This window comes from Rhodothermus marinus (assembly GCF_009936275.1).
In the GTDB taxonomy this organism is placed as follows: domain Bacteria; phylum Bacteroidota; class Rhodothermia; order Rhodothermales; family Rhodothermaceae; genus Rhodothermus; species Rhodothermus marinus_A.
This window is the reverse complement of sequence record NZ_AP019797.1, coordinates 1,772,862-1,793,057: the sequence shown is the minus strand read 5'-3', so window position 1 is coordinate 1,793,057 and position 20,196 is coordinate 1,772,862. Positions and strand designations below refer to the sequence as shown.

Sequence of the window (20,196 nt, the reverse complement as noted above, 5' to 3'; positions counted from 1 at the left end):
GGGCTAAAGTTTTTCAATGATGCGCTGCAGGCGCTCGCGCACCTGCTCGGCGATCGGACGCAGCGCCGGGTTGTCGACGGCCTGCATGGAGGCCACCGGGTCGATGGCAGCCACTTCGGTCTGGCCGTCGTCGGTCTGGCGTACGATCACGTTGCAGGGCAGCATCGTGCCGATGTGCGGCTCGGCCTGCAGGGCCTGGTGGGCAAAATGCGGATTGCAGGCGCCCAGGATCTTGTAGGGGCGCACCTCGACGTTCAGCTTCTTTTTCAGCGTGGCCTGCACGTCGATTTCGGTCAGCACGCCGAACCCTTCCTGCTGCAACAGTTCGCGCACGCGGGCTTCGGCCTCTTCGAGGCTGACCGGAAGCGTGCGGGCGAAGTAGTAGGCCGTTTTCGTTTCGCTCATGGCTCCTGCTGGTTGGTTGGTTTACGGGCTACCAGATGACGAACGAGGCCGCCGGGTGCCAGATCCACTTCCTGTTCCAGCACCCAGTCGGCCTTCCGTACATTTTCCGTGGTGCGACGGGCGATATGCACGCCCGTCAGGCGATAGATCAGGGGATCGAGCCGATCCATCCACCGGCCGATACGTTCGGAGCGCACACGCATGTGTTCGAGCAGGTGGAGCCGGCCGCCCGGCCGGGTGACGCGCAGCGCCTCCCGGAGTCCTCGCACCGGATCGGGGACGGAGCAGAAGACGAACGTAGCGGCGACGTCATCGAACGTGTCGTCCGGGAAGGTCAGCGCCTGCGCGTCCATTTCCAGCAGCTCGACGCTCCGGTCCGGAAAGCGGGCGGCCCGGCGACGTGCCCGCTCGAGCATGCGGGGGGAGAGGTCGATGGCCGTCACCGTGACCTCTGGCGGGTAGTACGGGATGTTCTTGCCGGTGCCGACGCCGAGTTCAAGTACACGCGGCCCCCGGACGCCCTCCCAGAGACGACGCCGCCAGCGCCGGAAGGCCAGCCATTCCATCGGCAGCTCCAGCAGATCGTAGCAGGCGGCCACACGGTCGTAGGCCCGCCGCGCAAACGCCGTGGCCTCCGGCTCGACGGATACCCGGTTTTGAGTGAACGAGCTCATTCCAACCGGTCGCGTTCCAGGCGGGCCCGACGCTCCTCGTACTCTTCGGTCGAGATTTCTCCCGCCGCGTAGCGGCGCTGAAGCAGCTCCAGCGGCGATTCTTTCCGGGGTGGGGGCGGCGCGCCGGTCCGGCGCTGGCTGAGCAGCCAGACCAGCGCGATGATCACCACGATCCAGAAGATCCACCACCCCCAGTGCATGCCCCAGAACATGTGTGGTCCGTACATGGTCTTCTCCGTTTAATCAACGGGGACGATGGTGGTGATGGCCGTCCTGATCGTGCCCGTGTTGTCCTTCCATCTGTCGGTGCATGGGCATGCCGCCCTGCATCATCTGCATCATGCCTTCGCGGCCGTGCATCATGTGCATCATCGGCATCATCTCCATCATGGGCAGCCGCATCATGTAGGCCATCAGCTGATGGGGCTGCATGCCGCGCAGGCGCTCGCGCTGCGCGTCGTTGAGCACCTGGAGCATCTGGCGGAAGGTTTCGTAGGGGGCCAGCCGGTCATCTACCTCCAGCCGGGCGATTGCCTGCAGGTGCTCGCGCAGGGCGGCCGGATCGGGCTGCTGCTCGCTCTGAAAGAGCGCCTGCAGGGCCTGCTGGTGCTGCCGGATCTCCTGCTGGCGGGCGCGATGCGCCTGCAGCATGCGTTGTTTGAGTTCACCAAGCTGGCGCTGCTGCTGCTCGGAAAGGCCCAGCGTATCGGCCATCGCCGGAAGCACAAAGGCCATCATGGTGGCATGGTGCAGCGGGTTCTGCATCATCATGCCCTGCTGCATGATGCCCATCATGCGGGGCATCATCTGCATCATCATGCCCATCTGGCCCATCATGCCGCCCTGCATCATTCCGCGGGCGGTGTCCGGACGCATCATTTGATGGCCGTGTTGCTGGGCCAGGGCCGGCATGCTCAGCAAGGTCAGGCCCAGCACCAGTCGCTTTATCACCGTATACATGGCGTTACCTCCTCGGGTTGGTTGCAGGTTCAGAATACGCTCTCAAGCTACTGAACCCTTTATTTAAAACGACTGAGCGGCGGCTGAAAAGCTTTTAAGGCACGCAACGAAGCGGTTACAGTGACGGCAATGGGTGCTTAAGGAACGCGTATGCAGGCAGAAAGGGGGGCACTTCGCTAAAACGCCTTCACGGCTTACCCTACAAACAGACTCTGTTCGTAGTCAGGCACGGAGCGCAGCGAAGTGCCGAACGGGAAACGTCATTTCGGCCGGCGCCTTCGTGGTTTACTATAAACCCGTGCTTCCGACACGCGACGCGAAGTGCCGGCTTACCGGATCTCCTCTTGTTTTCCGGATAAGTTCTACAAACAGGCTCTGTGCCAGGCATGAAGCGGGGCTTCCCGAAGCGTACTGCCAAGAGGCGGAAACCTGCTTATTCCAGATAGGGCAACACCGCCGCTTCGAACTGGGCAAAGTCGGCGGCGCCGGGCCAGGTCTCGCGGATGATGCCGTCGCGATCGATCACGAACGTGGTGGGGCGGGCCTGTTCGACCCGGTTGTAGGGCCAGGGCCAGCGGGCGTCTTCAGGCAGATAGCCGCTGACGGCTTCTAAGGGACGTTCTTTCGTGAATTCCAGAATGGTCTGGCGGGGTTCGTCTGAGATCATGATTACCACGACACCCCGGTCCTGATAGGCCTGCTGGAAACGATTGAGTTCGGGAATTTCGGCCAGGCAGGGGCCGCACCAGGTGGCCCAGAGGTTCAGCAGAATCACCTTCCCCCGGTAATCGGCCAGCGTGCGAGGCTCGTCGGTGTCTACCAGACGAAAGACCAGCTCCGGTGCGGGGCGCCCAACCACCCCCGGCGGTTGAACGATCTCGGGCTGCTGCTGGCGCAGGTAGGCCAGCGCGCCCAGGGCCAGTCCCGAAAGCATCACCACGCCGCCGAACAGCGCGCCGGTCCAGGCCGCCGCGCCTTCCAGACGGCGACGCGGGCTGAGGCGTGGCGCCAACCAGAGCAGCGCCAGGCCGCCGACCACCAGCAATCCCGCCAGCGCGTACAGCAGCGATGGACTGAGCGGCAGGCTCTCCTGCATCGCCTATTCCTGTCCGTAGCGGGCGAAGACCCGTGTCTGACCGTCCGTCGTAAACGCCAGCACGTCGTAGGGATCCACGCGGAAGCCCTGCTCCATGCCGGGCGAACCGATCGGCATGCCCGGGACCGCCAGACCGGTTACGTCCGGCTTTTCCCGGAGCAGGCGCCACACGTCGGCCGCCGGCACATGGCCTTCGATCACGTAGCCTTCGACGATGGCCGTGTGGCAGGAATGCAGCGTGCCGGGCACGTGGAAGCGGGCTTTGATCGCGCTCAGGTCCTGCACGTCCTCGACGCGCACGTTAAAGCCGGCCGCTTTCATGTGCTCCACCCACTTGCCGCAGCAGCCGCAGGTGGGGCTTTTGAAGACGGTCAGGGTGGGCTGGGCCGAAGCCTGCTGCTGGCTGCTGTAGAGGGCCAGACCAATGGCAGCCAGGGCCGCGCCCAGCAGAAAGCCCAGCACGTAGGTTTTGCGGGTGATGCGCATGAGATTCGGGGGTAAGGTGAAGCAGGGTTGCAGGCATTACGGCCAAAGTCGGGCAGAGGCTCCCGTTCTCGGCATTTTTTCAATACCAGAGCCGCACGCCGGCTACAAACCCGGACGTGCGCGTCGCTTCGCCTTCTGCGCGGGCCAGGTCGGCCGCACCTCCGTAGAGGCGGCTCCAGTTGAAGCCAATGTACGGGGCAAACTCGCGCACCAGCTCGAAGCGCAGCCGCAGACCGAAGTCCACGCGGTTCAGTCCACGTCCGACGCCCCACTCAGGCACCTCCTGCACGGCCACCAGCGCCTCCAGCCGGGGTTGCAGAATCAGCCGCTGCGTGACGAACAGGTCATGCGAGGCCACCAGGGAGGCGGAGACGTCTCCGTCCTGGCTGACGAACAGGATCGGTTCCAGCTCGAACCAGTAGGGAGCCAGGCCTTCCAGTCCCAGGGCCAGGTGGGCGCGTGTGCGGGTCTGCTCGCCGTAGGCTACCTCGAAGCGGGCACCGACCTGCAGGTCCCAGTAAGGCGCTACGACCCGACTGTAGAGCGCCTGAAACTCCGCTTCGCCGCCGCGCTGCGCGGTCAGCAGTTCGCCTTCGCTGCGGATCCAGAGTCGGTTGTACATCTTTCCGACCCAGGCGTCCATGTCCCACTGCAGCGGGCGGCCGTCCAGGGCGGGTGAGGTCTCCAGCAGGTCGAAAAGCACGAAGGCCAGCGTGTTTTCGTTCATGAAGTGGACCAGCGGCTGCGCCTGGGCCCGAAGCTGGCGGGCAGGCAGCACCGCAAGTGCGGCGAGCAACAGAAAGACTCCTATCCGACGCATCATGACGAGGTTCGGGTTGCCGTTTCAGGTTCGGATACTTCGAAGACGCGAAACATCCCCATCTCCATGTGATAGAGGATGTGGCAGTGGAAGACAAAGGGGCCGGGCTCGTCCGGCGTGATCAGCACGGAGAGCCGCTCGGCCGGCTTGACCAGAATCGTGTGTTTGCGTGGAATGTGCCGGCCGTGGCCGTTTTCGAGTTCCATCCACATCCCGTGCAGGTGCATGGGGTGTTCCATCATCGTGTCGTTGACGAGCACGAGCCGCACCCGCTCGCCGTAGCGCAGGCGAATCGGCTCGGGCGCTTCCGAATAGGTTTTGCCGTCGATGCCCCACAGGAAGCGCTCCATGTTGCCGGTCAGGTGCAGCTCGATCTCGCGGGTAGGCGGACGGAAGTCCTCGCGGGGATGCAGGCTCTTGAGATCGGTATAGACCAGCACGCGCCAGCCGTCTTCGCCCAGGCCCACGCCCGGCTCGTGCAGGCGGCTGCGCGTGATCATCGGCACGGCCGCGTTGCCCGGGCCGTGCGTGTCGTCCCCGTGGGGCTGCGGTTCCGGCGGCATGCCCGGTGGCTGGCCCACGCCGCTCATCATACCCGCCATCATGGCATGTCCGGTATGGTGGTCATGCCCGCCGTGCATGTGATGTCCGGTCGTGTCGGCGGGCATCCGGTGCTCCTGGTGGTGGGTGGGCATGGCTTCATGGCTCATCCCCGCGTGACCCTCGTGCACCATGCCCATGTCGGCATGCGTGCGCAGCGGACGCTTCCGGAGCGGCGGGATGGGACCTTCCATGCCCTCGCGCGGGGCCAGCGTGGCACGGGCGTAGCCGCTGCGATCCATCGACTCGGCAAAGATCGTGTAGGCCTGCTCTTCTTTCGGCTCGACGATCACGTCGTAGGTTTCCGCAATGCCGATTCGGAATTCGTCCACCGTGACCGCCTGCACGTACTGGCCGTCGGCCTGAATCACGGTCATCGGCAGCCCCGGAATGCGCACGTCGAAGATACTTCCGGCCGCCGCGTTGATGAACCGCAGGCGCACGCGCTCGCCTGGGCGGAACAGCGCCGTCCAGTTGTCTTCGGGCGCGTGGCCGTTCATCAGGTACGTGTAGGTGGCGCCGGTGATATCCACGATGTCCGTGGCGCCCATGCGCATGCGCCCCCAGCTCAGCCGATCCTTCAGCGCCTTCCAGAAGCCCATCTCTCTGGCTTCTTCGAACAGATTGGCCAGCGTGCGCCGCTGGAAGTTGTAATAGCCGGGGTACTTGCGGAGCCGGGCCAGCACGCGATGCGGATTCTCGAAGGTCCAGTCGCTCAACACGATCACGTACTCGCGATCGTAGGGATAGGGCTCTTCGGCCGGATCGATGATGAGCGGGCCGTAGATGCCCGTCTGCTCCTGCAGCCCGCTGTGGCTGTGGTACCAGTAGGTGCCGTGCTGGCGCAACCGGAACCGGTACGTGAAGGTCTCGCCGGGTTTGATGCCCGGAAAGCTCACGCCCGGCACGCCGTCCATGTCGAAAGGCACCAGCAGGCCATGCCAGTGAATGGACGTATCTTCCTTCAGGCGGTTGGTGACGCGGATGATCACCTCGTCGCCTTCGCGGAAGCGCAGCAGCGGTCCCGGTACCGTGCCGTTGATGGTGGTGGCCTTCGCCTTACGGCCGCCGATGCGGATCGGCGTCTCGGCAATGGTCAGGTCGTAGGTCACCGGACCGCGGCCTGAACGACGGGGAGCAGCCACGCGTGGACGCGGCCGCGCGTAGGCCGGAAGGAGCGCCTCGATCCCCGTCGAAATGCCCAGCACCGCCAGCGTCTGCAGAAAGTCACGACGTGTGAAGCGCTTCATGTTGGCTTCGGTGGATCGGTGTTTCAGTTAACCGGCCGTAATTTTTTTCCCGGGATCTAAAACCTGACTGGGCCGTGGCTTAAAACCTTTTAAGGAAGAAACTGAACGTCCGGACGGGTCTTTCATGCAACAAAAAGCGCGGCTACCATGTGGATTCTGCTGGTGGAAGACGATGAGCGGCTGGCGCGGGCGTTGGCCCGGGGGCTTCGTGAAGAAGGATACCAGGTGGATCGGGTGGCCGACGGGGTGGAAGCGGAGGCCCGTGTGCAGGCCAGCCATTACGATGCGCTGATCGTGGACTGGCGGTTGCCCCGGATGGACGGCCAGACGCTGGTGCGGCGCCTGCGGGAGGCCGGCTATCAGATGCCGATCCTGATGCTGACGGCGCTGGACGACCTCGAACACCGGGTGGCCGGACTGGACGCCGGAGCCGACGACTATCTGGGAAAACCTTTCGCCTTCGAGGAGTTGCTGGCCCGGTTGCGGGCGCTGCTGCGCCGTTCGCCCGTCTGGCAGGCAACCGACGTGATCCGCCTGGGGCCGCTGGAGATCAACGAGCGGCGCCGCCAGGTCCGGGTGGGTGAGTACGTCCTGCCGCTGCGGCCCAAGGAGTACGATCTGCTGCGCTTTCTGGCGCGTCATCCGGGCGAGGTGCTCTCGCGCACGCGGATTGCCGAGCAGGTCTGGGGCGACCCATTCTACGTGAGCGACAACACGATCGACGTGACCGTTTCCGGATTGCGCCAGAAGCTGAGCGACGCTTCTCCGGCGCTGCAGATCGAAACCGTCCGGGGGGTCGGCTACGCCCTGCGGCTTGAACCGTCCGCCACGGAAACGCCATGACGTGGCTTCGTCGCCTTCCGCACCGCTGGTCGATCTCCGTACGGCTGGCGCTCTGGTATGCCGTTACGTTGCTGGTACTGCTGGGGCTGTTTGCGGCCTTCAGCTACGTGAGCTTCCACATGGCCCGGCATCGGGACTTCGACCAGCATCTGATCCACGAGACGCGCCAGCTCATGCCGTTCGTGCAGGAGCGGGCCGGTGTGCCTGTGTTTGTGGCGCTCGATACGCTGCGCTCCGTGGCCTATCAGACCGACGGCATTTACGGTACGTATGTGCGGCTGCTGCGCCCCGACGGTCGCGTGGTCTACGAGAGTCCCAATTTCGCCCGGCACGATTCGCTGCCCGTGCGCGTGCAGCCCGTCCTGGATGTGCAGGTCTACAGCCACACGTGGGAAGGCAAGCCAGCGCGCACCCGCTACACGCCGCTTTTCGATGAGGCAGGTCTGCTATTCGGCTGGCTGGAGGTGACAGGCTTCGAGTGGTCGCTCCACCGCGAGCTGCACCATCTGGGCCTGGTGCTGGGACTGGGGATCGTGCTGAGCGTGCTGCTGGCCGCCCTGGGCGGCTACTGGCTGGCTCGGCGGGCTCTGCAGCCGGTAGCGCTGCTGACGGCGACCGCCCGGCAGATGGGCGCCGACAACCTGGCGGCGCGCCTGCCCGTCCCGGGCGGGGTGCAGGACGAACTGACCGAGCTGGCCGAGACGTTCAACGACCTGCTGGCACGCCTGGCCGCCTCGCTCGAGCGGGAACGGCGCTTTACGGACAACGCGGCCCACGAACTGTTGACGCCGCTTTCGGCGCTGCGCAGCGAGCTGGAGGTGGCACTCCGGCGACCCCGCCAGGCCGCCTACTATCGCGAAGTGCTCGAAGAAGCCCTGCGCGACGTCGAGCGCATGACGGAAACCGTCCGCGGCCTGCTGCACCTGGCCCGTCTCGAGCGCACCGACGCGCATGAGCGCGCCCGCCCGACCGATCTGGTCGAGCGCTGTCAGTCGCACCTGAAGGACTGGCAGGCCCGCTTCGAGCAGGCAGGGCTGCGTTTCGAGGCGGTGTTGCCCGGACAGGCCTGGGTTTGCGTGGTGCCGGAATATCTGGACGAGGTGCTCGACAATCTGCTTTCCAACGCCTGTAAGTACACGCCGCCGGGTGGCCGGGTGCGTCTGGAAGTGCATCGGCTCGACGGCCAGATCCGGCTGCGGGTTACGGATACCGGGATCGGTTTCGATCCGGCGGAAGCGGCGCATCTCTTCGACCGCTTTTACCGGGGACGCTCGGCCGAAGGCAGGCCCGGCTCCGGACTCGGCCTGGCCATCGTACGCGCCATCGTGGAAGCCTGCGGCGGCTCGGTGCGGGCCTGGAGCCCGGGCCCCGGCAAGGGCAGCACCTTCGAGGTTTACTGGCCGGCCTGTCCGGTGCCGGTGCTGTCGGCCTGACAGACCGGAACGCGCTTTGTCGAGCAGATCTCCGGAGCCTGTGGGTGACAGCGTGTCAACCAAAAACCGGGAGGTGCGCCATGTCGATGACCGGATTGGACGTGTTTGACAGCACGATCCAGAAGACGAACACCTGGCTGAAGGAGATTCGAGAGGCGCTGCACCTGGACGAACATGTGGGCAACAGCCCGCATCCGGAGGAGACGGCCCGGCGCTATGCCTATCACGTGCTGCGGGCCGTGCTGCACCAGTTGCGGGATCGGCTGACCGTGGAGGAGGCGGCTCAGTTTGCTGCTCAGCTTCCGCTGCTGGTGCGTGGTATTTTCTACGAAGGATGGGACCCCACCGACAAGCCGCTGCGCCTGCGGCACGAAGAGGACTTCCTGATGCCCATTCAGGAAGAGTTGCACCAGATCGGGCTAACCATCAGCCCGCAGCAGGCCGTGCGGGTCGTCTTCGAAGTGCTGAACCGGCATATCAGCGCCGGTGAGATTGCCGACGTGCGGGCCATGTTGCCCAAAGCGATCCGGCACCTGTGGCCGGAGCCTTCGGCGCAGACGGCGTAAAGCAGTGGCAAAGGGGTGGCGTTCAAGCCACCCCTTTTTTGTTTAGGCCGGCTCGACGCGCAGCGCAAAAGCTTCCAGCTTCCCGTAGCGCACGGGCTGTACGAGTGTCGGGTGATAACCGGCCTGCGTGAAGGCCTCGAGCCAGGAGTCGCGGCGGGGCGTGAGCGCCACGACTTCGGCAATGCCGTGTCGGGCGCAGGCGCGGGCAAAGTCGTGGTAGAGTCGGTCAATGCGCCGCGGATCGCCCAGGCGCAGGCCATAGGGCGGGTTGGTTACGATGCTCCAGCGTCCGGGTGGCTGCTGTTCCAGGTAGGCCATGCGCTCGGCCCGGCCGGCGCAGACGGTCACGTCGGCCGCCACGCCCATGGCTTCCAGATTGGCCTTCATGCCCCGAATGTTGCGGGCGTAGCGGTCGGCCGCCAGGATCGGAACGGGCGAGCGGGGACGCACCTGGCGTTCCGCGCGGTGACGCAACCGACTCCACGCAGTGTGGTCGAGAAAAGACAGACGAAACAGTGCCAGCTGTCCTTCCGGCAGCAGGAGTCCGGGTGCCACGTTGCGGGCCAGCAGGGCCGCTTCGATGGGGATTGTGCCGCCGCCCGCCATCGGGTCGATGAGCAGATCCACGTTGTCCGGGAAAGACGACAGCCGGAGCAGCGCGGCCGCCAGCGTGGGAAGCAGCGGCGCAAAATGCTGAAAGGCCCGATGGTGCCGACGGTGCAGGGGTGGGCCTGAGGTGTTCAGCAGAAGCAGGAGCTGGTCGTCACTCAGTTCGGCCATGATCTCTACGTCGGGCGTGTCCAGGTCGGCTCGAATGCGCCGTCCGGTGTGTGCCTGCACGCGCTCGACCACGGCCGAGCCCACTTCACGGGCGACGTCCATCGACGTGAAGTCGTGGGATCCGTGGCGCTGTGCGCGCACGGCAAAACGCTGCTCCGGGTTCAGATAGGCATGAAAGGAAACGGCCTGCGCCAGCGCCCGCACGTCCTGTAGCGTCGGTGCACGTCCCAGTCCCAGCAGCAGATAGACGCGATGGACGGTGCGCGGATAGAAGTTCAGCGCCGGGCAGGCGTCCGGACCCGCCTCGGGAAGTACCAGCTTGGCCGGTTTCAGGTAGTAGGGCGTATGGCCCAGCTTGCGAAGTTCTTCGGCCACCACCGGCTCGAAGCCGGCTGCACAGGAAACCACCGGGGGATTGGAAAGCGGCTCGGGAATCCAGGGATCAGGGGCCTGGAAAACGGAAGGAAGCGGTAAGGTCGGTTCGGCCACGATCCTTCTGTGGCTTGCTGATCGCAATGACGTTTCAAGTTAAACAATTCGGGAAAACGGCACCGCCTCGGTCCGTCAAATCTCCGTGCATCCTACATTACCGAAAACTTTTGCCCGCGGAATCATGGACGACGCACGACTTGCCGCCTACCTGCAGGCGCTGGAGGCGCTCCGTTTCGATCCGATCGGCCGGGTGGCTTATCTGGTAGAGAGCCCCGAACCGGGCTTGCACCTGCTCCGGGCGGAATTGCCGCTGGAGGAAGGGGTGGGGTGTCCGGGCGATCATGCCAGAAGGCACACGCCGGGCCGTGAGGTGAGCGCCATGAGTCTGGAGGTGCTGCGCGCGCTGCAGGTGCGCCCGGAAGTGCCGGGCGACAATCTGATTCTGGAGGGCATCGATCTACGGGCGCTTCGACCCGGTGATCGGCTGCTGGTGGGCGAGGTGGTGCTGGAGCGAAGCGACCGGCCGCATCAGCCGTGCGCCACGTTTCGGGCCCGTACAAGCCCGGAAGCCTTCGAGGCGGTGGCGCAGACCGGCCTGCGAGGGGCGCTTTTCACGGTGCGCAGGGGCGGCGTCGTGCATGTGGGCGATCCGGTTCGAAAGCTGTAAATCAGACGGTCGTATGCGTACGCTGCACGTAGTGCTTGTCGGGCTGGCCGTGCTGGCCGCCTGCGCTTCGGAAGGGCAGACGCCTTCTGCTTCGTCAGAGGATCAGGTGTTGCAACTCGGCCGGCGGGTTTTTCAGAACTACTGCGCTACCTGTCATCAACCCAATGGCCAGGGGGTGCCCGGCATCTATCCGCCGCTGACCCCCAATGAATGGGTACAGGGCGACAAAGGGCGGCTCATCCGGCTGGTGCTGCACGGCGCGCAGGGTGAAATGAAGGTGGGCGAGGAAGTCTACAACAACGTGATGACGGCGCACGATTTTCTGACGGACGAACAGATTGCAGCGGTCCTGACGTTTATCCGACAGAATTTTGGCAACCAGGCCGATCCGGTAACGCCCGAAGAGGTGGCGGCCGTGCGTGCGGCCAGTCGGCAGCAGGGCCCCTGGGATCCGGCCGTGCTGTGGGAGCAGACTGGGATTCCACAGGCCGATGACTAGAACTTACTCGGAAAACAAGGGCAGATCTGATAAGCTGGCGCTTTGGGTTGCGTCTCTGAAGCATGTGTTTGTAGTAAGCCACGAAGGCGTCAGCCGTAGTGGCGTTACCTGAGACGGCACTCCGCTTCGCTCCGCGTCGGACTACAAGCGCGTTGGTCGTGCTTCAAACGGCCGGCTATAAAGGTTTGTAGGTCGAAATCGCGAACTTCTTCGCAACTGTTTTTCGGATGACTTCTGATCCAGTTCAGTCGGATTCAGATGCTTCGGGCGGCCGGGCCGGGAGGCGCAACCGGCCGGTGGCAGCTTCGGCGGCATGGGCCAGCTGTTCCCAGGCGCCGAATTGCCAGAGGCGCGCGTGCGTGCGGATGATCTGCAGCTGGCGCTGACGATACGGGGTAGGCGTTTTCTCGGCCAGTTGCTCGAAGCGCGCGGCGAGCGAGTCCAGTCGGGCCCGGTTGGCGAAGGTGAAGCCAAAGTGGCGGACGTCCTCGAGCAGGTCCGCATAGGCCTGGTCCCAGAGTGTGTATTCCTGTTCGTTTTGCGTGAAGGTTGTGTGGTCGAAGCGTTGGATCAGGCGCAGGCCGTCGAAGCCGAGGTACCGGAGGCGCTGCGTGGTGCCGAGGGGCAGGAAGAAACGGACGGGCGGCGTGTTGTCCGTTATTGCAAAGTGAACATCTCCGGCCAGAGGAATGCCCACGCTATCAGGTGCGGCGGGCAATTCGAAATGTGGATTGAGCAGGCGGAATCGGTTGTAGAGGCTGGCGGAAGGCGTTGCGACCCGCCAGTCCAGCGTGTCGACGCCGGCAGCGCGCAGCAGGGCAAGCAGCTCGCTCAGGTAGAACGGCTCCGGTGAGACCACCTGAACCAGTTCGGCCTGGATGGTACGGCTGGTGTCCAGCGGCAAATGTTCCAGCGCACGTAGCGTGCCGTAAAGCGAGGGTACATAACCCCGCGAGTAGCTGCGAAAACTTGTCTGACGAGACAGTTCGTCAAAGCCCTCGGTCAGCGCCCACAGGTAGGCGTCCAGCACCGTGGTACCGGGTTTCAGGTAGGCAAGGCCTTTGGTCAGAAACTGGCGATAAACGCGAAAGAGATTGGCCGGGCCGGTGTGGTAGGCCGACAGGCCCGGCACTTCGTGGCCCACGGCGTTGGCGTAGCTGCGCATCACCAGAAAGGCCGGCTCCATGGTCATCAGAGGGTGCCATTCTTCGAGGACCCGGATTCGGTTGCCGGCGGCTGTGTGCAGCGTATAGTGGTGAATGTCATAATGGCGAAGCAGGTAGGGCATGAGCTGGTAGCGGCTGCGGGCGCCGGCAGGAGAGACCAGCCGGTCGTTGCTGAACGTTTCGACGACGCTTACGGCCGTGCTGAGCAGACTGAGATTGAGCAGGCGCGCCAGCCGGATTTCATATTCCAGATAGGGCGCCGCCCGCAGATAAGCCTCCTGCACCTGATTGGCCCGGCCCCAGCGCACCACGAGCGCCTCGCGCGAGAAACCCCGGGCGACGAAGTTATCCAGCAACGCACGGGTGATTTCCCGGCGCCGACGGTCCACCTCGTCCCAGTCGATGACGCCCGTTTCCTGATAGCGTTGCCGTTCGTCGATCAGCTCGTAGCGAACCAGCAGTTCACCGCGTGCTCCATCGTAGACGCGGATGGTAAAGTTGTCGTCCACCGCCTGGCGCAGCGTGTACTGCGCCAGCAACTTTTGAAAATGAGGCAGCAGCGGAGCGACGGGAATGGAGCGATCCGCAGGGGTAAGGGCCCCGGTAAAGTACGGGCCGTAGCGGACGTCGGGGTGCAGATCGGCAGCGAAGCTTCCAAGCGTAATAGTAGTGTGCGTTTCCGTCGGAGGTGCCGGCGGGGAGGTTACCGCGACCGGCTCCGGCGGAGGAGTAAGGTACGCCCGAAGCGCGGCGGCCAGCCGGGGCAGGTTGAGCGACACGGCCAGCGTCAGCGCGATCAGAAACAGGCGCCACCAGGCACGCTGCTGCTCCATAGCGAATGACGCGTTGTCGTAATTTTGTCTCTATAGAAGGCTCCGCGCTATGTATCGGCGAAAGCCGTACCAGTTAGAAGCGCTCGGTGTTACCGGCCGCAAATTTTTCGGCCAGACTGACCAGGTGGCGAAAGAGCGGGAAGCCCTCCGTTCCCATGCGCTCAGGGTGGAATTGTACGCCGAGCAGACGGCCATCGGGTGACTCGATGGCTTCAATCACCCCGTCGGGTGCCCAGGCGCTGACGCGAAGACCACGGCCCACGGTGGCAAGGGCCTGAAGGTGTCGGGTATTGACCGTCCAGGTTGTCCGTTTCAGTAGACGGGCCAACCAGGAGTCCTGCGCGATTTCAATCGGGTGTTGCTCGGCACCTCGTCTGGGACTGTGCGCCTGTGCGCCTTTGCATTGACGCTGCACGTCGGCGTAGATGGTGCCGCCCAGCACGGCGTTCAGCAACTGCATGCCGTAGCAGATGCCCAGAATGGGCTTGCCGGCTTCCAGGAACGCCTGGAGATAGAGACGGTCGCTTGCGGTGCGGCGCGGCTGCGGCGGATCCAGATCCTCCGGTAGCTCGCCGATGAGACCATCGGTCACGGCGGGACCTCCGGGTACGACCAGACCGTCCAGCAGCCCGGCAAAATGGCGGGCGATTTCGGCCGATTGCGTGAGCGGCAGCAGCACGGGCAGGGCTCCGGCCGTCTCCAAAGCAGCCACGTAGGCGAGGTCCACCTGCTGGCGCTCGCCGTCGAAGCCGGTTGTCAGGCCAATCCGCACCATGGCTAACGGGGGCAGTATTCGGAAAGACAGATCGGACGCGGATCAGGCGTGGCCGTCAGATCCAGGGCCAGTAGCAGTTCAGTCTGCAACGGGAGCGCCTGCGTGATGTGCGGCGCAAGGCTCCGGTCTCGAGCATCTCGTGCAGCATGCGTTTGATGGTCGGGCGTGCACCTTCTGGATCAGCGGTGGACGATCCATGGATCAGGCACACCTGCGCGCGGCCCTGGCGGGCGGCCTCGGCCACCACACGTAACACCAGCGGGCGCGCTTCCGCCAAGCGCACGCCGTGCAGGTCGAGCACCACGCACCGTCCGTCGTCCGTCAGTCGTGGATACGCCATTCCAAAAGCGGTTTACGCCGATCAATGGCGGGTTTGCGAAATAGTTTCTGAATTTTCTGCACGAAAACGCTTCTGTTAAATAACTATGTCGAAAACGCTTACTGCTTCCGGAAGAAGAATCCGAGGCTTCGTCCTTTCGTAGAACGGGACGTTCGGTTGTTCCACCAACCATTTCGGGAGGGAAAACGACGCCATGAAACGGCTTATGCATTCGCTGAAGCGGCAACTGCTCCAGCTGGCGCACGTGATGGCCCTGCCGGCCTACACGTACTGGGGGTTCTGCCCGGTCTGTGGAGAAACCACGCCCTGGTATGCCGACGCCTGGCGCGGGCATTACGAGTGCATGCGGTGTCACCGCAACCCGGTAACCATGTCGGTGGACCGGCGCGAGAAAGCCGGCGCCTGAGCCTGTCGTTCGGGTGGGGAAGGGGGCCGCTGTGCCCCCTTCCCCACCGTAATTTCTAGCAGTCGTCCGAAAAATAGTGTCAAAGAAGTTCGCGATTTCGACCTGTAAAGCTTTTCGGTGAGCCCTATAGCCTGCCGTTTTGAAGCACGACCAACGCGCTCGTAGTCAGGCACGAAGCAAAGCGAAGTGCTGTCTCGGGTGACGCCCCTTCGGCTGGCGCCTTCGTGGCGTACTACAAACCCGTGCTTCTGACACGCAGCGCGAAGCGCTGGCATACCAGATTTTCTGGATAAATTTCCGGAAAATCATAGTGCATATGAGAAAGCACGGGCGCACATTGTGGTGCGCCCTTACAGATCCTTGACGTTTTCCCTATCCCGTAGGGGCGGACCCCTGTGTCCGCCCGATCATACCCGCCGGATCACGTCCGCCACACGGGGTGTGGCCCCTCATGCACCAGTAAATCAACGATTCCATTAAGTTCTACACAGATCCAGCACCTGTGAAGTGCAGGCCGCGCCTTGCTGCCGGCATCCGGACTGTCGGTGGCTTCCATTGCACCCATTTTCATCGGCTTTTCTGAACGGGAACAGGGTGTAACATTTCCGTACACACCTTGCTTTTGTGGCCGGGAGGTTTATTTTTGCGCAGAGCATCACCCTGAACCAACACGGCAGACCTATGCCTGTACGCAAAGCGCAAGCCGTCTGGAACGGCAATCTTCGGGAAGGAAGCGGCCGTATGGCCTTCGGCAGTTTCGAAGGGCCCTACTCGTTTGCCTCGCGTTTCGAGGAAGGGGAGGGCACCAATCCGGAAGAGTTGATCGCCGCGGCGCATGCCGGCTGTTTTTCGATGGCGCTGGCTAATCGGCTGGCCCAGGCCGGATACACCCCTGAGCGAGTGCAGACCGAAGCGCGCGTGCATCTGGAGATGACGAACGACGGGCCACGCATCAGCAAAATCGAGCTGCATACAGAAGTCAAGGCGCCGGGCCTGGACGAGCAGACGTTTCTGGAGCATGCCGAGGCGGCCAAGCAGGGCTGCCCCGTTTCCAAAGCGCTGGCCGCCGTGCCCGTCATCGAATTGCACGCGCGGCTGGTCTGAGCGTCGTCCGATTTGTTACCATGTGGCAACGGCCGGCTCGGTGCCGGCCGTTTTGCCATTTCTTCAGGAACGTTTGCAAAAAGCGGGCGATCACCTTTTAGTAAACTTTATTTTTTCCTGTCAACCATCCAGGTCGTTCCCTATGGAGGGGGCTCGCATACGGCGGATCGCCTTCGTGGGTAACTATCTGCCGCGCCAGTGCGGCATTGCCACGTTCACCACGGACCTGTGCGAAGCCGTTGCGGCGGCCGCTCCCGAAACCACCTGCTTTGCCGTCCCGATCAACGATCGTCCGGAAGGATACGCCTACCCGCCCCGTGTGCGGTTTGAAATCCTCGAAGAGGACCTGACGGCTTACCGGCGTGCCGCCGAGTTCCTGAACATCAACGATGTGGACGTGGTCTGCCTGCAGCACGAATACGGGATCTTCGGAGGCCCTGCCGGTAGCCACGTGCTGACGCTCGTGCGCGAGCTGCGCATGCCCGTCGTGACCACGCTGCACACGATCCTGCGCGAGCCGAACGCCGAGCAACGGGCCGTGCTCGAAGAATTGACGGCGCTTTCGGATCGTGTGGTCGTGATGACGCAGCGGGGCAAGGAATTCCTGCAGACGATCTACGGCGTGCCGGAAAGCAAAATCGATCTGATTCCGCACGGGATCCCGGACGTGCCCTTCGTGGACCCGAACTTCTACAAAGACCGCTTCGGGGTCGAGGGCAAGATCGTGCTGCTGACGTTCGGGCTGCTTTCGCGTAACAAGGGCATCGAGTACGTGATCGAGGCCCTGCCGGCCGTTCTGGAGCGGCACCCGAACGTCGTGTACATCGTGCTGGGCGCCACGCATCCGCACGTGCGCCAGGTGGAGGGCGAAAGCTACCGGCTCTTCCTGCAGCGTCGCGCGCGGGAGCTGGGCATCGAGGAGCATGTGATCTTCCACAACCGGTTCGTCAGCCTGGAGGAACTGGTCGAGTTCATCGGCGCGGCGGACATCTACCTGACGCCCTATCTGAACCGGGAGCAGATCACCTCGGGTACGCTGGCCTACACGGTCGGCTGCGGCAAGGCGGTGATCTCGACGCCTTACTGGCACGCCGAAGAGCTGCTGGCCGACGGACGGGGCATTCTGGTGCCGTTCCGGGACGCGAAGGCCATTGCCGAGGCGGTCAACCGGCTGCTGGACGACGAGGCCGAGCGCCATGCCATCCGGAAGCGAGCCTACCTGTACGGCCGCCAGATGATCTGGCCGGTGGTGGCGCAGCGCTATCTGGAGAGCTTCGAACGGGCCCGCGCGGCCGGCACCACCCGCACGCGCGTGGCCATCCCGACGCTCAACCAGCGCCCGGATGAGCTGCCCGTGCTCAAGCTGGATCATCTCAAGCGCCTGACTGACGACACGGGCATCTTGCAGCACGCCACCTACACGGTACCCAACTACGACGAGGGATACACCACCGACGACAACGCGCGGGCTTTGATCGTGGCCGTGTTGCTCGAAGAACTGGGCGGCAAGACGGCCACCGAAGCGCCCGAGCTGGCCACGCGCTACCTGGCCTTCCTCTGGCACGCCTTCAATCCGGAAACCGGCCGTTTTCGCAACTTCCTGGACTACAATCGCCACTGGCTTGAAGCCGTCGGCTCCGAAGACAGTCACGCCCGGGCCCTCTGGGGACTGGGCTACGTCGTCGGGCGCTCGCGGCGCCCGGGGCTCTGGAAGCTGGCCGGACGCCTCTTCGACGAGGCGCTGCCCGCTGCGCTGGCGTTTACCAGTCCGCGCGCCTGGGCCTTCACGATTCTGGGCGTGCAGGAATACCTGCGGCGCTTCTACGGAGACCGGACGGCCCTCCAGGCCCGTGAGACGCTGGCCGATCGGCTCTTTCAGCTCTACCAGAAAAACCGGCGTGACGACTGGCGCTGGTTCGAAGATCGGCTTACCTATGCCAATGCGCGCATGCCCCATGCGCTCATGATGGCCGGCTACTGGACCGGCCGTTCGGAATGGCTGGAGGCCGGGCTGGAGTCGCTGCGCTGGCTGGTCGGCGTGCAGCAGGACAAACAGGGCAACTTTGTGCCGATCGGCAATGATGGGTTCTATTTGCGCGGAAAGAAACGTCCCCGTTTCGATCAGCAGCCCATCGAGGCGCATGCGACGGTCTCGGCCTGCCTGGAAGCCTACCGAATCACGAACGATGCGTTCTGGTATCGCGAGGCGCGCCGGGCTTTCGAGTGGTTCTTGGGACGTAACCAGCTCGGCGTGCCGCTTTACGATCCATCCACCGGAGGCTGCTGCGACGGATTGCAACCCAACGGCGTCAACGAAAACCAGGGCGCCGAATCGACGCTCGCCTTCCTGCTGTCGCTGCTGGAGATGAAACTGGCCGAGGCGTACCTGCCGCTGCAGCAGAAGCGCGTGGAACAGCGGATGGTCGAATCGGCCGGTGTGGCCAATGGGGCATCTGCAGAAATCTGACGAATTCGGCCCGGCATCGAATCCAGGGTGCCGGGCTGTTGTATGTTACAGGTATCGGAGTGAATTGTCGTAAATCCAGAATCTGGAGCGAATATGCAGGTGTCGCCGGCGCTGGTGGAGAAGTATAATCGTCCCGGACCGCGCTACACGAGCTATCCGCCCGCGCCCCATTTCCGGCCGGGGATGACGCCGAAGACGGTGGTGGCGATGATCCGGGCCGACAACGAGCGCCCCGATCCCGAGCCACTCTCGCTGTACGTGCACCTGCCGTTCTGCCGCTCGCTCTGCTACTACTGCGGTTGTCACATGATCGTCACGCACCGGCCGGAGAAGATCGCCCGCTACCTGGACTACCTGGAAAAAGAGATCGCGCTGGTCAGCCGGTGGGTGGCGCCCGACCGTCCCGTCGTGCAGCTGCACTGGGGCGGCGGCACCCCGACCTACCTGGCGCCCGAGCAGATCGTGGCGCTGATGGACCTGCTCCGGCGGCACTTTCACTTTGCGCCGGACGCCGAGATCGGCATCGAGGCAGACCCGCGTGGCCTGACCCGTGCCCATCTGGAGGCGGCCCGGCAGGCCGGATTCAACCGGATCAGCTTCGGCGTGCAGGATCTGGATCCCACCGTCCAGCAGGCCATCAACCGGGTGCAACCCTACGAGCAGGTGGCCGAGGTCACGCGCTGGGCACGTGAGCTGGGCTTCGAGAGCATCAGCTACGACCTGATCTACGGGTTGCCGCACCAGCACCTGGCACAGTTCGAGCAGACCATCCGCCAGGTGATCGACCTGGGACCCGATCGCATTTCGCTGTTCAGCTATGCGCACGTGCCCTGGAAGAAAAAGCACCAGCGGCTTATCCGTGAGGAGTGGCTGCCCCGACCGGCCGAAAAACTGCAACTTTTCCTGCGGGCCGTCGAGCTATTGACCACCGAGGGCGGCTACCGCTACATTGGCATGGATCACTTTGCGCGGCCGGAAGATCCGCTCAGCCGCGCGCTCGATGAAGGCACGCTCCAGCGTAACTTTCAGGGCTACTCCACGCATGGCGGCACCGAACTGTACGCGTTCGGTATTTCGGCCATCAGCCAGCTCCGTGACGCCTATGTGCAGAATGTGCTAACGCTTCCCGAATACTATGCGGCGCTGGACCGGGGACAACTTCCGGTGGGGAAGGGTTATGTGCTGACCGAAGAGGATCGGCTCCGGCGGCACGTGATCATGTCGCTCATGTGTCACTTTCGGCTGAACATTCCCGACGTTGAACGACGCTTCGGGATCGACTTCGCGGCACACTTTTCCGAGCCGCTGGCACGGCTCGAGGAAATGGAAGCCGACGGGCTGGTCGTGCGCCGACCCGACGTGATCGAGGTCACCGAAACCGGCCGTTTCTTCATCCGCAACGTGGCCATGGCTTTCGACGCCTATCTGCAGGCCACATCCGACCGCCCCATGTATTCCCAGACGGTGTAATATGGGATCGCTGATTTACCGGTGCATGAGGGTGCAACACCCTGTGTGCCGGACACAATCCGGCGGGTATGATCGGGTGGACACAGTGGTCCGCCCCTACGGGATAGGGAAAACATCAAGGATC

The 20,196-nt window shown here is 63.9% G+C and carries 21 protein-coding genes; 9 read left to right on the top strand and 12 right to left on the bottom strand.

Annotated features, from left to right (window positions below; genetic code table 11):
* Positions 1–3: 3 nt before the first annotated feature.
* From GYH26_RS07725 to GYH26_RS07690, 8 genes are all read right to left on the bottom strand, one after another.
* A complete protein-coding gene (locus GYH26_RS07725) occupies positions 4–405 on the bottom strand; it encodes a DUF302 domain-containing protein (protein WP_161541161.1) in 402 nt (133 codons plus the stop codon).
* Positions 402–1,079, bottom strand: coding sequence for a class I SAM-dependent methyltransferase (locus GYH26_RS07720; protein ID WP_161541160.1), 678 nt, complete (start codon positions 1,077–1,079; stop codon positions 402–404). The genes GYH26_RS07725 and GYH26_RS07720 overlap by 4 nt, the downstream gene beginning before the upstream one ends.
* Positions 1,076–1,306 carry an SHOCT domain-containing protein gene (locus GYH26_RS07715; RefSeq protein ID WP_161541159.1) on the bottom strand — a complete coding sequence of 77 codons (231 nt, stop codon included), beginning with the start codon at positions 1,304–1,306 and terminating at the stop codon, positions 1,076–1,078. The genes GYH26_RS07720 and GYH26_RS07715 overlap by 4 nt, the downstream gene beginning before the upstream one ends.
* A gap of 16 nt (positions 1,307–1,322) precedes the next feature.
* Entirely contained in the window at positions 1,323–2,039 is a 717-nt protein-coding gene (locus GYH26_RS07710) for a Spy/CpxP family protein refolding chaperone (RefSeq protein ID WP_161541158.1), read from the bottom strand.
* Positions 2,040–2,472: 433 nt separating this feature from the next.
* Entirely contained in the window at positions 2,473–3,135 is a 663-nt protein-coding gene (locus GYH26_RS07705; RefSeq protein WP_161541157.1) for a TlpA family protein disulfide reductase, read from the bottom strand.
* A 3-nt stretch (positions 3,136–3,138) separates the two neighbouring features.
* Positions 3,139–3,621 carry a DUF411 domain-containing protein gene (locus GYH26_RS07700; protein ID WP_161541156.1) on the bottom strand — a complete coding sequence of 161 codons (483 nt, stop codon included), beginning with the start codon at positions 3,619–3,621 and terminating at the stop codon, positions 3,139–3,141.
* Between the two features lie 79 nt (positions 3,622–3,700).
* Entirely contained in the window at positions 3,701–4,441 is a 741-nt protein-coding gene (locus GYH26_RS07695) for a copper resistance protein B (RefSeq protein WP_242006310.1), read from the bottom strand.
* A complete protein-coding gene (locus tag GYH26_RS07690) occupies positions 4,441–6,291 on the bottom strand; it encodes a copper resistance system multicopper oxidase (protein WP_161541154.1) in 1,851 nt (616 codons plus the stop codon). The genes GYH26_RS07695 and GYH26_RS07690 overlap by 1 nt, the downstream gene beginning before the upstream one ends.
* Before the next feature lie 147 nt (positions 6,292–6,438).
* Between GYH26_RS07690 and GYH26_RS07685 the strand changes: the two genes are divergently transcribed.
* The 3 genes from GYH26_RS07685 to GYH26_RS07675 all read left to right on the top strand — a co-directional run bounded on the left by GYH26_RS07685 (position 6,439) and on the right by GYH26_RS07675 (position 9,133).
* Positions 6,439–7,134 carry a response regulator transcription factor gene (locus GYH26_RS07685; protein ID WP_014067013.1) on the top strand — a complete coding sequence of 232 codons (696 nt, stop codon included), beginning with the start codon at positions 6,439–6,441 and terminating at the stop codon, positions 7,132–7,134.
* Positions 7,131–8,567 (top strand): sensor histidine kinase, encoded by a 1,437-nt coding sequence (locus GYH26_RS07680; RefSeq protein ID WP_161541153.1) that lies wholly within the window; start codon positions 7,131–7,133, stop codon positions 8,565–8,567. The genes GYH26_RS07685 and GYH26_RS07680 overlap by 4 nt, the downstream gene beginning before the upstream one ends.
* Positions 8,568–8,647: 80 nt before the next feature.
* Positions 8,648–9,133, top strand: coding sequence for a DUF2267 domain-containing protein (locus GYH26_RS07675; RefSeq protein WP_161541152.1), 486 nt, complete (start codon positions 8,648–8,650; stop codon positions 9,131–9,133).
* Positions 9,134–9,175: 42 nt separating this feature from the next.
* On the opposite strand, the gene GYH26_RS07670 is transcribed toward GYH26_RS07675, so the two are convergent.
* Complete coding sequence (locus tag GYH26_RS07670; protein WP_161541151.1) at positions 9,176–10,402, bottom strand: THUMP domain-containing class I SAM-dependent RNA methyltransferase; 1,227 nt, start codon at positions 10,400–10,402, stop codon at positions 9,176–9,178.
* A 124-nt stretch (positions 10,403–10,526) separates the two neighbouring features.
* Here GYH26_RS07670 and GYH26_RS07665 point away from each other — a divergent pair, with 124 nt between their 5' ends.
* Together GYH26_RS07665 and GYH26_RS07660 are read left to right on the top strand one after the other, a co-directional pair.
* The gene (locus tag GYH26_RS07665; protein ID WP_161541150.1) at positions 10,527–11,012 is read left to right on the top strand and encodes an MOSC domain-containing protein; all 486 of its coding nucleotides are present in this window, start codon (positions 10,527–10,529) and stop codon (positions 11,010–11,012) included.
* A gap of 13 nt (positions 11,013–11,025) precedes the next feature.
* Entirely contained in the window at positions 11,026–11,511 is a 486-nt protein-coding gene (locus GYH26_RS07660) for a c-type cytochrome (RefSeq protein WP_161541149.1), read from the top strand.
* Between the two features lie 244 nt (positions 11,512–11,755).
* Here the strand turns inward: GYH26_RS07660 and GYH26_RS07655 are convergent, their stop codons facing one another.
* From GYH26_RS07655 to GYH26_RS07645, 3 genes are all read right to left on the bottom strand, one after another.
* Positions 11,756–13,510: a hypothetical protein gene (locus tag GYH26_RS07655; RefSeq protein WP_161541148.1), complete on the bottom strand. Its 1,755-nt coding sequence runs from the start codon at positions 13,508–13,510 to the stop codon at positions 11,756–11,758.
* A 73-nt stretch (positions 13,511–13,583) separates the two neighbouring features.
* On the bottom strand, positions 13,584–14,285 hold the full coding sequence (locus tag GYH26_RS07650) for a gamma-glutamyl-gamma-aminobutyrate hydrolase family protein (protein ID WP_161541147.1): 702 nt from the start codon (positions 14,283–14,285) through the stop codon (positions 13,584–13,586).
* A gap of 55 nt (positions 14,286–14,340) precedes the next feature.
* Complete coding sequence (locus GYH26_RS07645) at positions 14,341–14,625, bottom strand: Smr/MutS family protein (RefSeq protein ID WP_161541146.1); 285 nt, start codon at positions 14,623–14,625, stop codon at positions 14,341–14,343.
* Between the two features lie 193 nt (positions 14,626–14,818).
* Between GYH26_RS07645 and GYH26_RS07640 the strand changes: the two genes are divergently transcribed.
* The 4 genes from GYH26_RS07640 (at position 14,819) to hemN (ending at position 20,072) form a co-directional block, all read left to right on the top strand.
* Positions 14,819–15,031 (top strand): hypothetical protein, encoded by a 213-nt coding sequence (locus GYH26_RS07640; protein WP_161541145.1) that lies wholly within the window; start codon positions 14,819–14,821, stop codon positions 15,029–15,031.
* Between the two features lie 681 nt (positions 15,032–15,712).
* The gene (locus GYH26_RS07635) at positions 15,713–16,135 is read left to right on the top strand and encodes an OsmC family protein (RefSeq protein WP_161541144.1); all 423 of its coding nucleotides are present in this window, start codon (positions 15,713–15,715) and stop codon (positions 16,133–16,135) included.
* 142 nt (positions 16,136–16,277) lie between these two features.
* On the top strand, positions 16,278–18,602 hold the full coding sequence (locus GYH26_RS07630) for a glycosyltransferase family 4 protein (protein WP_161541143.1): 2,325 nt from the start codon (positions 16,278–16,280) through the stop codon (positions 18,600–18,602).
* A gap of 93 nt (positions 18,603–18,695) precedes the next feature.
* Positions 18,696–20,072, top strand: a complete 1,377-nt coding sequence (gene hemN / locus GYH26_RS07625) for an oxygen-independent coproporphyrinogen III oxidase (protein WP_161541142.1) — start codon at positions 18,696–18,698, stop codon at positions 20,070–20,072.
* Positions 20,073–20,196: the final 124 nt, after the last annotated feature.

What these genes read in the sequence shown, in the direction of transcription:
- GYH26_RS07705 (WP_161541157.1), bottom strand. Translation starts at nt 3,135, where the DNA reads ATGCAGGAGAGCCTGCCGCTCAGTCCATCGCTGCTGTACGCGCTGGCG.
- GYH26_RS07675 (WP_161541152.1), top strand. Translation starts at nt 8,648, where the DNA reads ATGTCGATGACCGGATTGGACGTGTTTGACAGCACGATCCAGAAGACG.
- GYH26_RS07650 (WP_161541147.1), bottom strand. Translation starts at nt 14,285, where the DNA reads ATGGTGCGGATTGGCCTGACAACCGGCTTCGACGGCGAGCGCCAGCAG.
- GYH26_RS07695 (WP_242006310.1), bottom strand. Translation starts at nt 4,441, where the DNA reads ATGCGTCGGATAGGAGTCTTTCTGTTGCTCGCCGCACTTGCGGTGCTG.
- GYH26_RS07635 (WP_161541144.1), top strand. Translation starts at nt 15,713, where the DNA reads ATGCCTGTACGCAAAGCGCAAGCCGTCTGGAACGGCAATCTTCGGGAA.
- GYH26_RS07630 (WP_161541143.1), top strand. Translation starts at nt 16,278, where the DNA reads ATGGAGGGGGCTCGCATACGGCGGATCGCCTTCGTGGGTAACTATCTG.
- GYH26_RS07640 (WP_161541145.1), top strand. Translation starts at nt 14,819, where the DNA reads ATGAAACGGCTTATGCATTCGCTGAAGCGGCAACTGCTCCAGCTGGCG.
- GYH26_RS07680 (WP_161541153.1), top strand. Translation starts at nt 7,131, where the DNA reads ATGACGTGGCTTCGTCGCCTTCCGCACCGCTGGTCGATCTCCGTACGG.
- GYH26_RS07665 (WP_161541150.1), top strand. Translation starts at nt 10,527, where the DNA reads ATGGACGACGCACGACTTGCCGCCTACCTGCAGGCGCTGGAGGCGCTC.
- GYH26_RS07690 (WP_161541154.1), bottom strand. Translation starts at nt 6,291, where the DNA reads ATGAAGCGCTTCACACGTCGTGACTTTCTGCAGACGCTGGCGGTGCTG.
- GYH26_RS07715 (WP_161541159.1), bottom strand. Translation starts at nt 1,306, where the DNA reads ATGTACGGACCACACATGTTCTGGGGCATGCACTGGGGGTGGTGGATC.
- GYH26_RS07700 (WP_161541156.1), bottom strand. Translation starts at nt 3,621, where the DNA reads ATGCGCATCACCCGCAAAACCTACGTGCTGGGCTTTCTGCTGGGCGCG.
- GYH26_RS07645 (WP_161541146.1), bottom strand. Translation starts at nt 14,625, where the DNA reads ATGGCGTATCCACGACTGACGGACGACGGACGGTGCGTGGTGCTCGAC.
- hemN (WP_161541142.1), top strand. Translation starts at nt 18,696, where the DNA reads ATGCAGGTGTCGCCGGCGCTGGTGGAGAAGTATAATCGTCCCGGACCG.
- GYH26_RS07725 (WP_161541161.1), bottom strand. Translation starts at nt 405, where the DNA reads ATGAGCGAAACGAAAACGGCCTACTACTTCGCCCGCACGCTTCCGGTC.
- GYH26_RS07660 (WP_161541149.1), top strand. Translation starts at nt 11,026, where the DNA reads ATGCGTACGCTGCACGTAGTGCTTGTCGGGCTGGCCGTGCTGGCCGCC.
- GYH26_RS07655 (WP_161541148.1), bottom strand. Translation starts at nt 13,510, where the DNA reads ATGGAGCAGCAGCGTGCCTGGTGGCGCCTGTTTCTGATCGCGCTGACG.
- GYH26_RS07685 (WP_014067013.1), top strand. Translation starts at nt 6,439, where the DNA reads ATGTGGATTCTGCTGGTGGAAGACGATGAGCGGCTGGCGCGGGCGTTG.
- GYH26_RS07720 (WP_161541160.1), bottom strand. Translation starts at nt 1,079, where the DNA reads ATGAGCTCGTTCACTCAAAACCGGGTATCCGTCGAGCCGGAGGCCACG.
- GYH26_RS07710 (WP_161541158.1), bottom strand. Translation starts at nt 2,039, where the DNA reads ATGTATACGGTGATAAAGCGACTGGTGCTGGGCCTGACCTTGCTGAGC.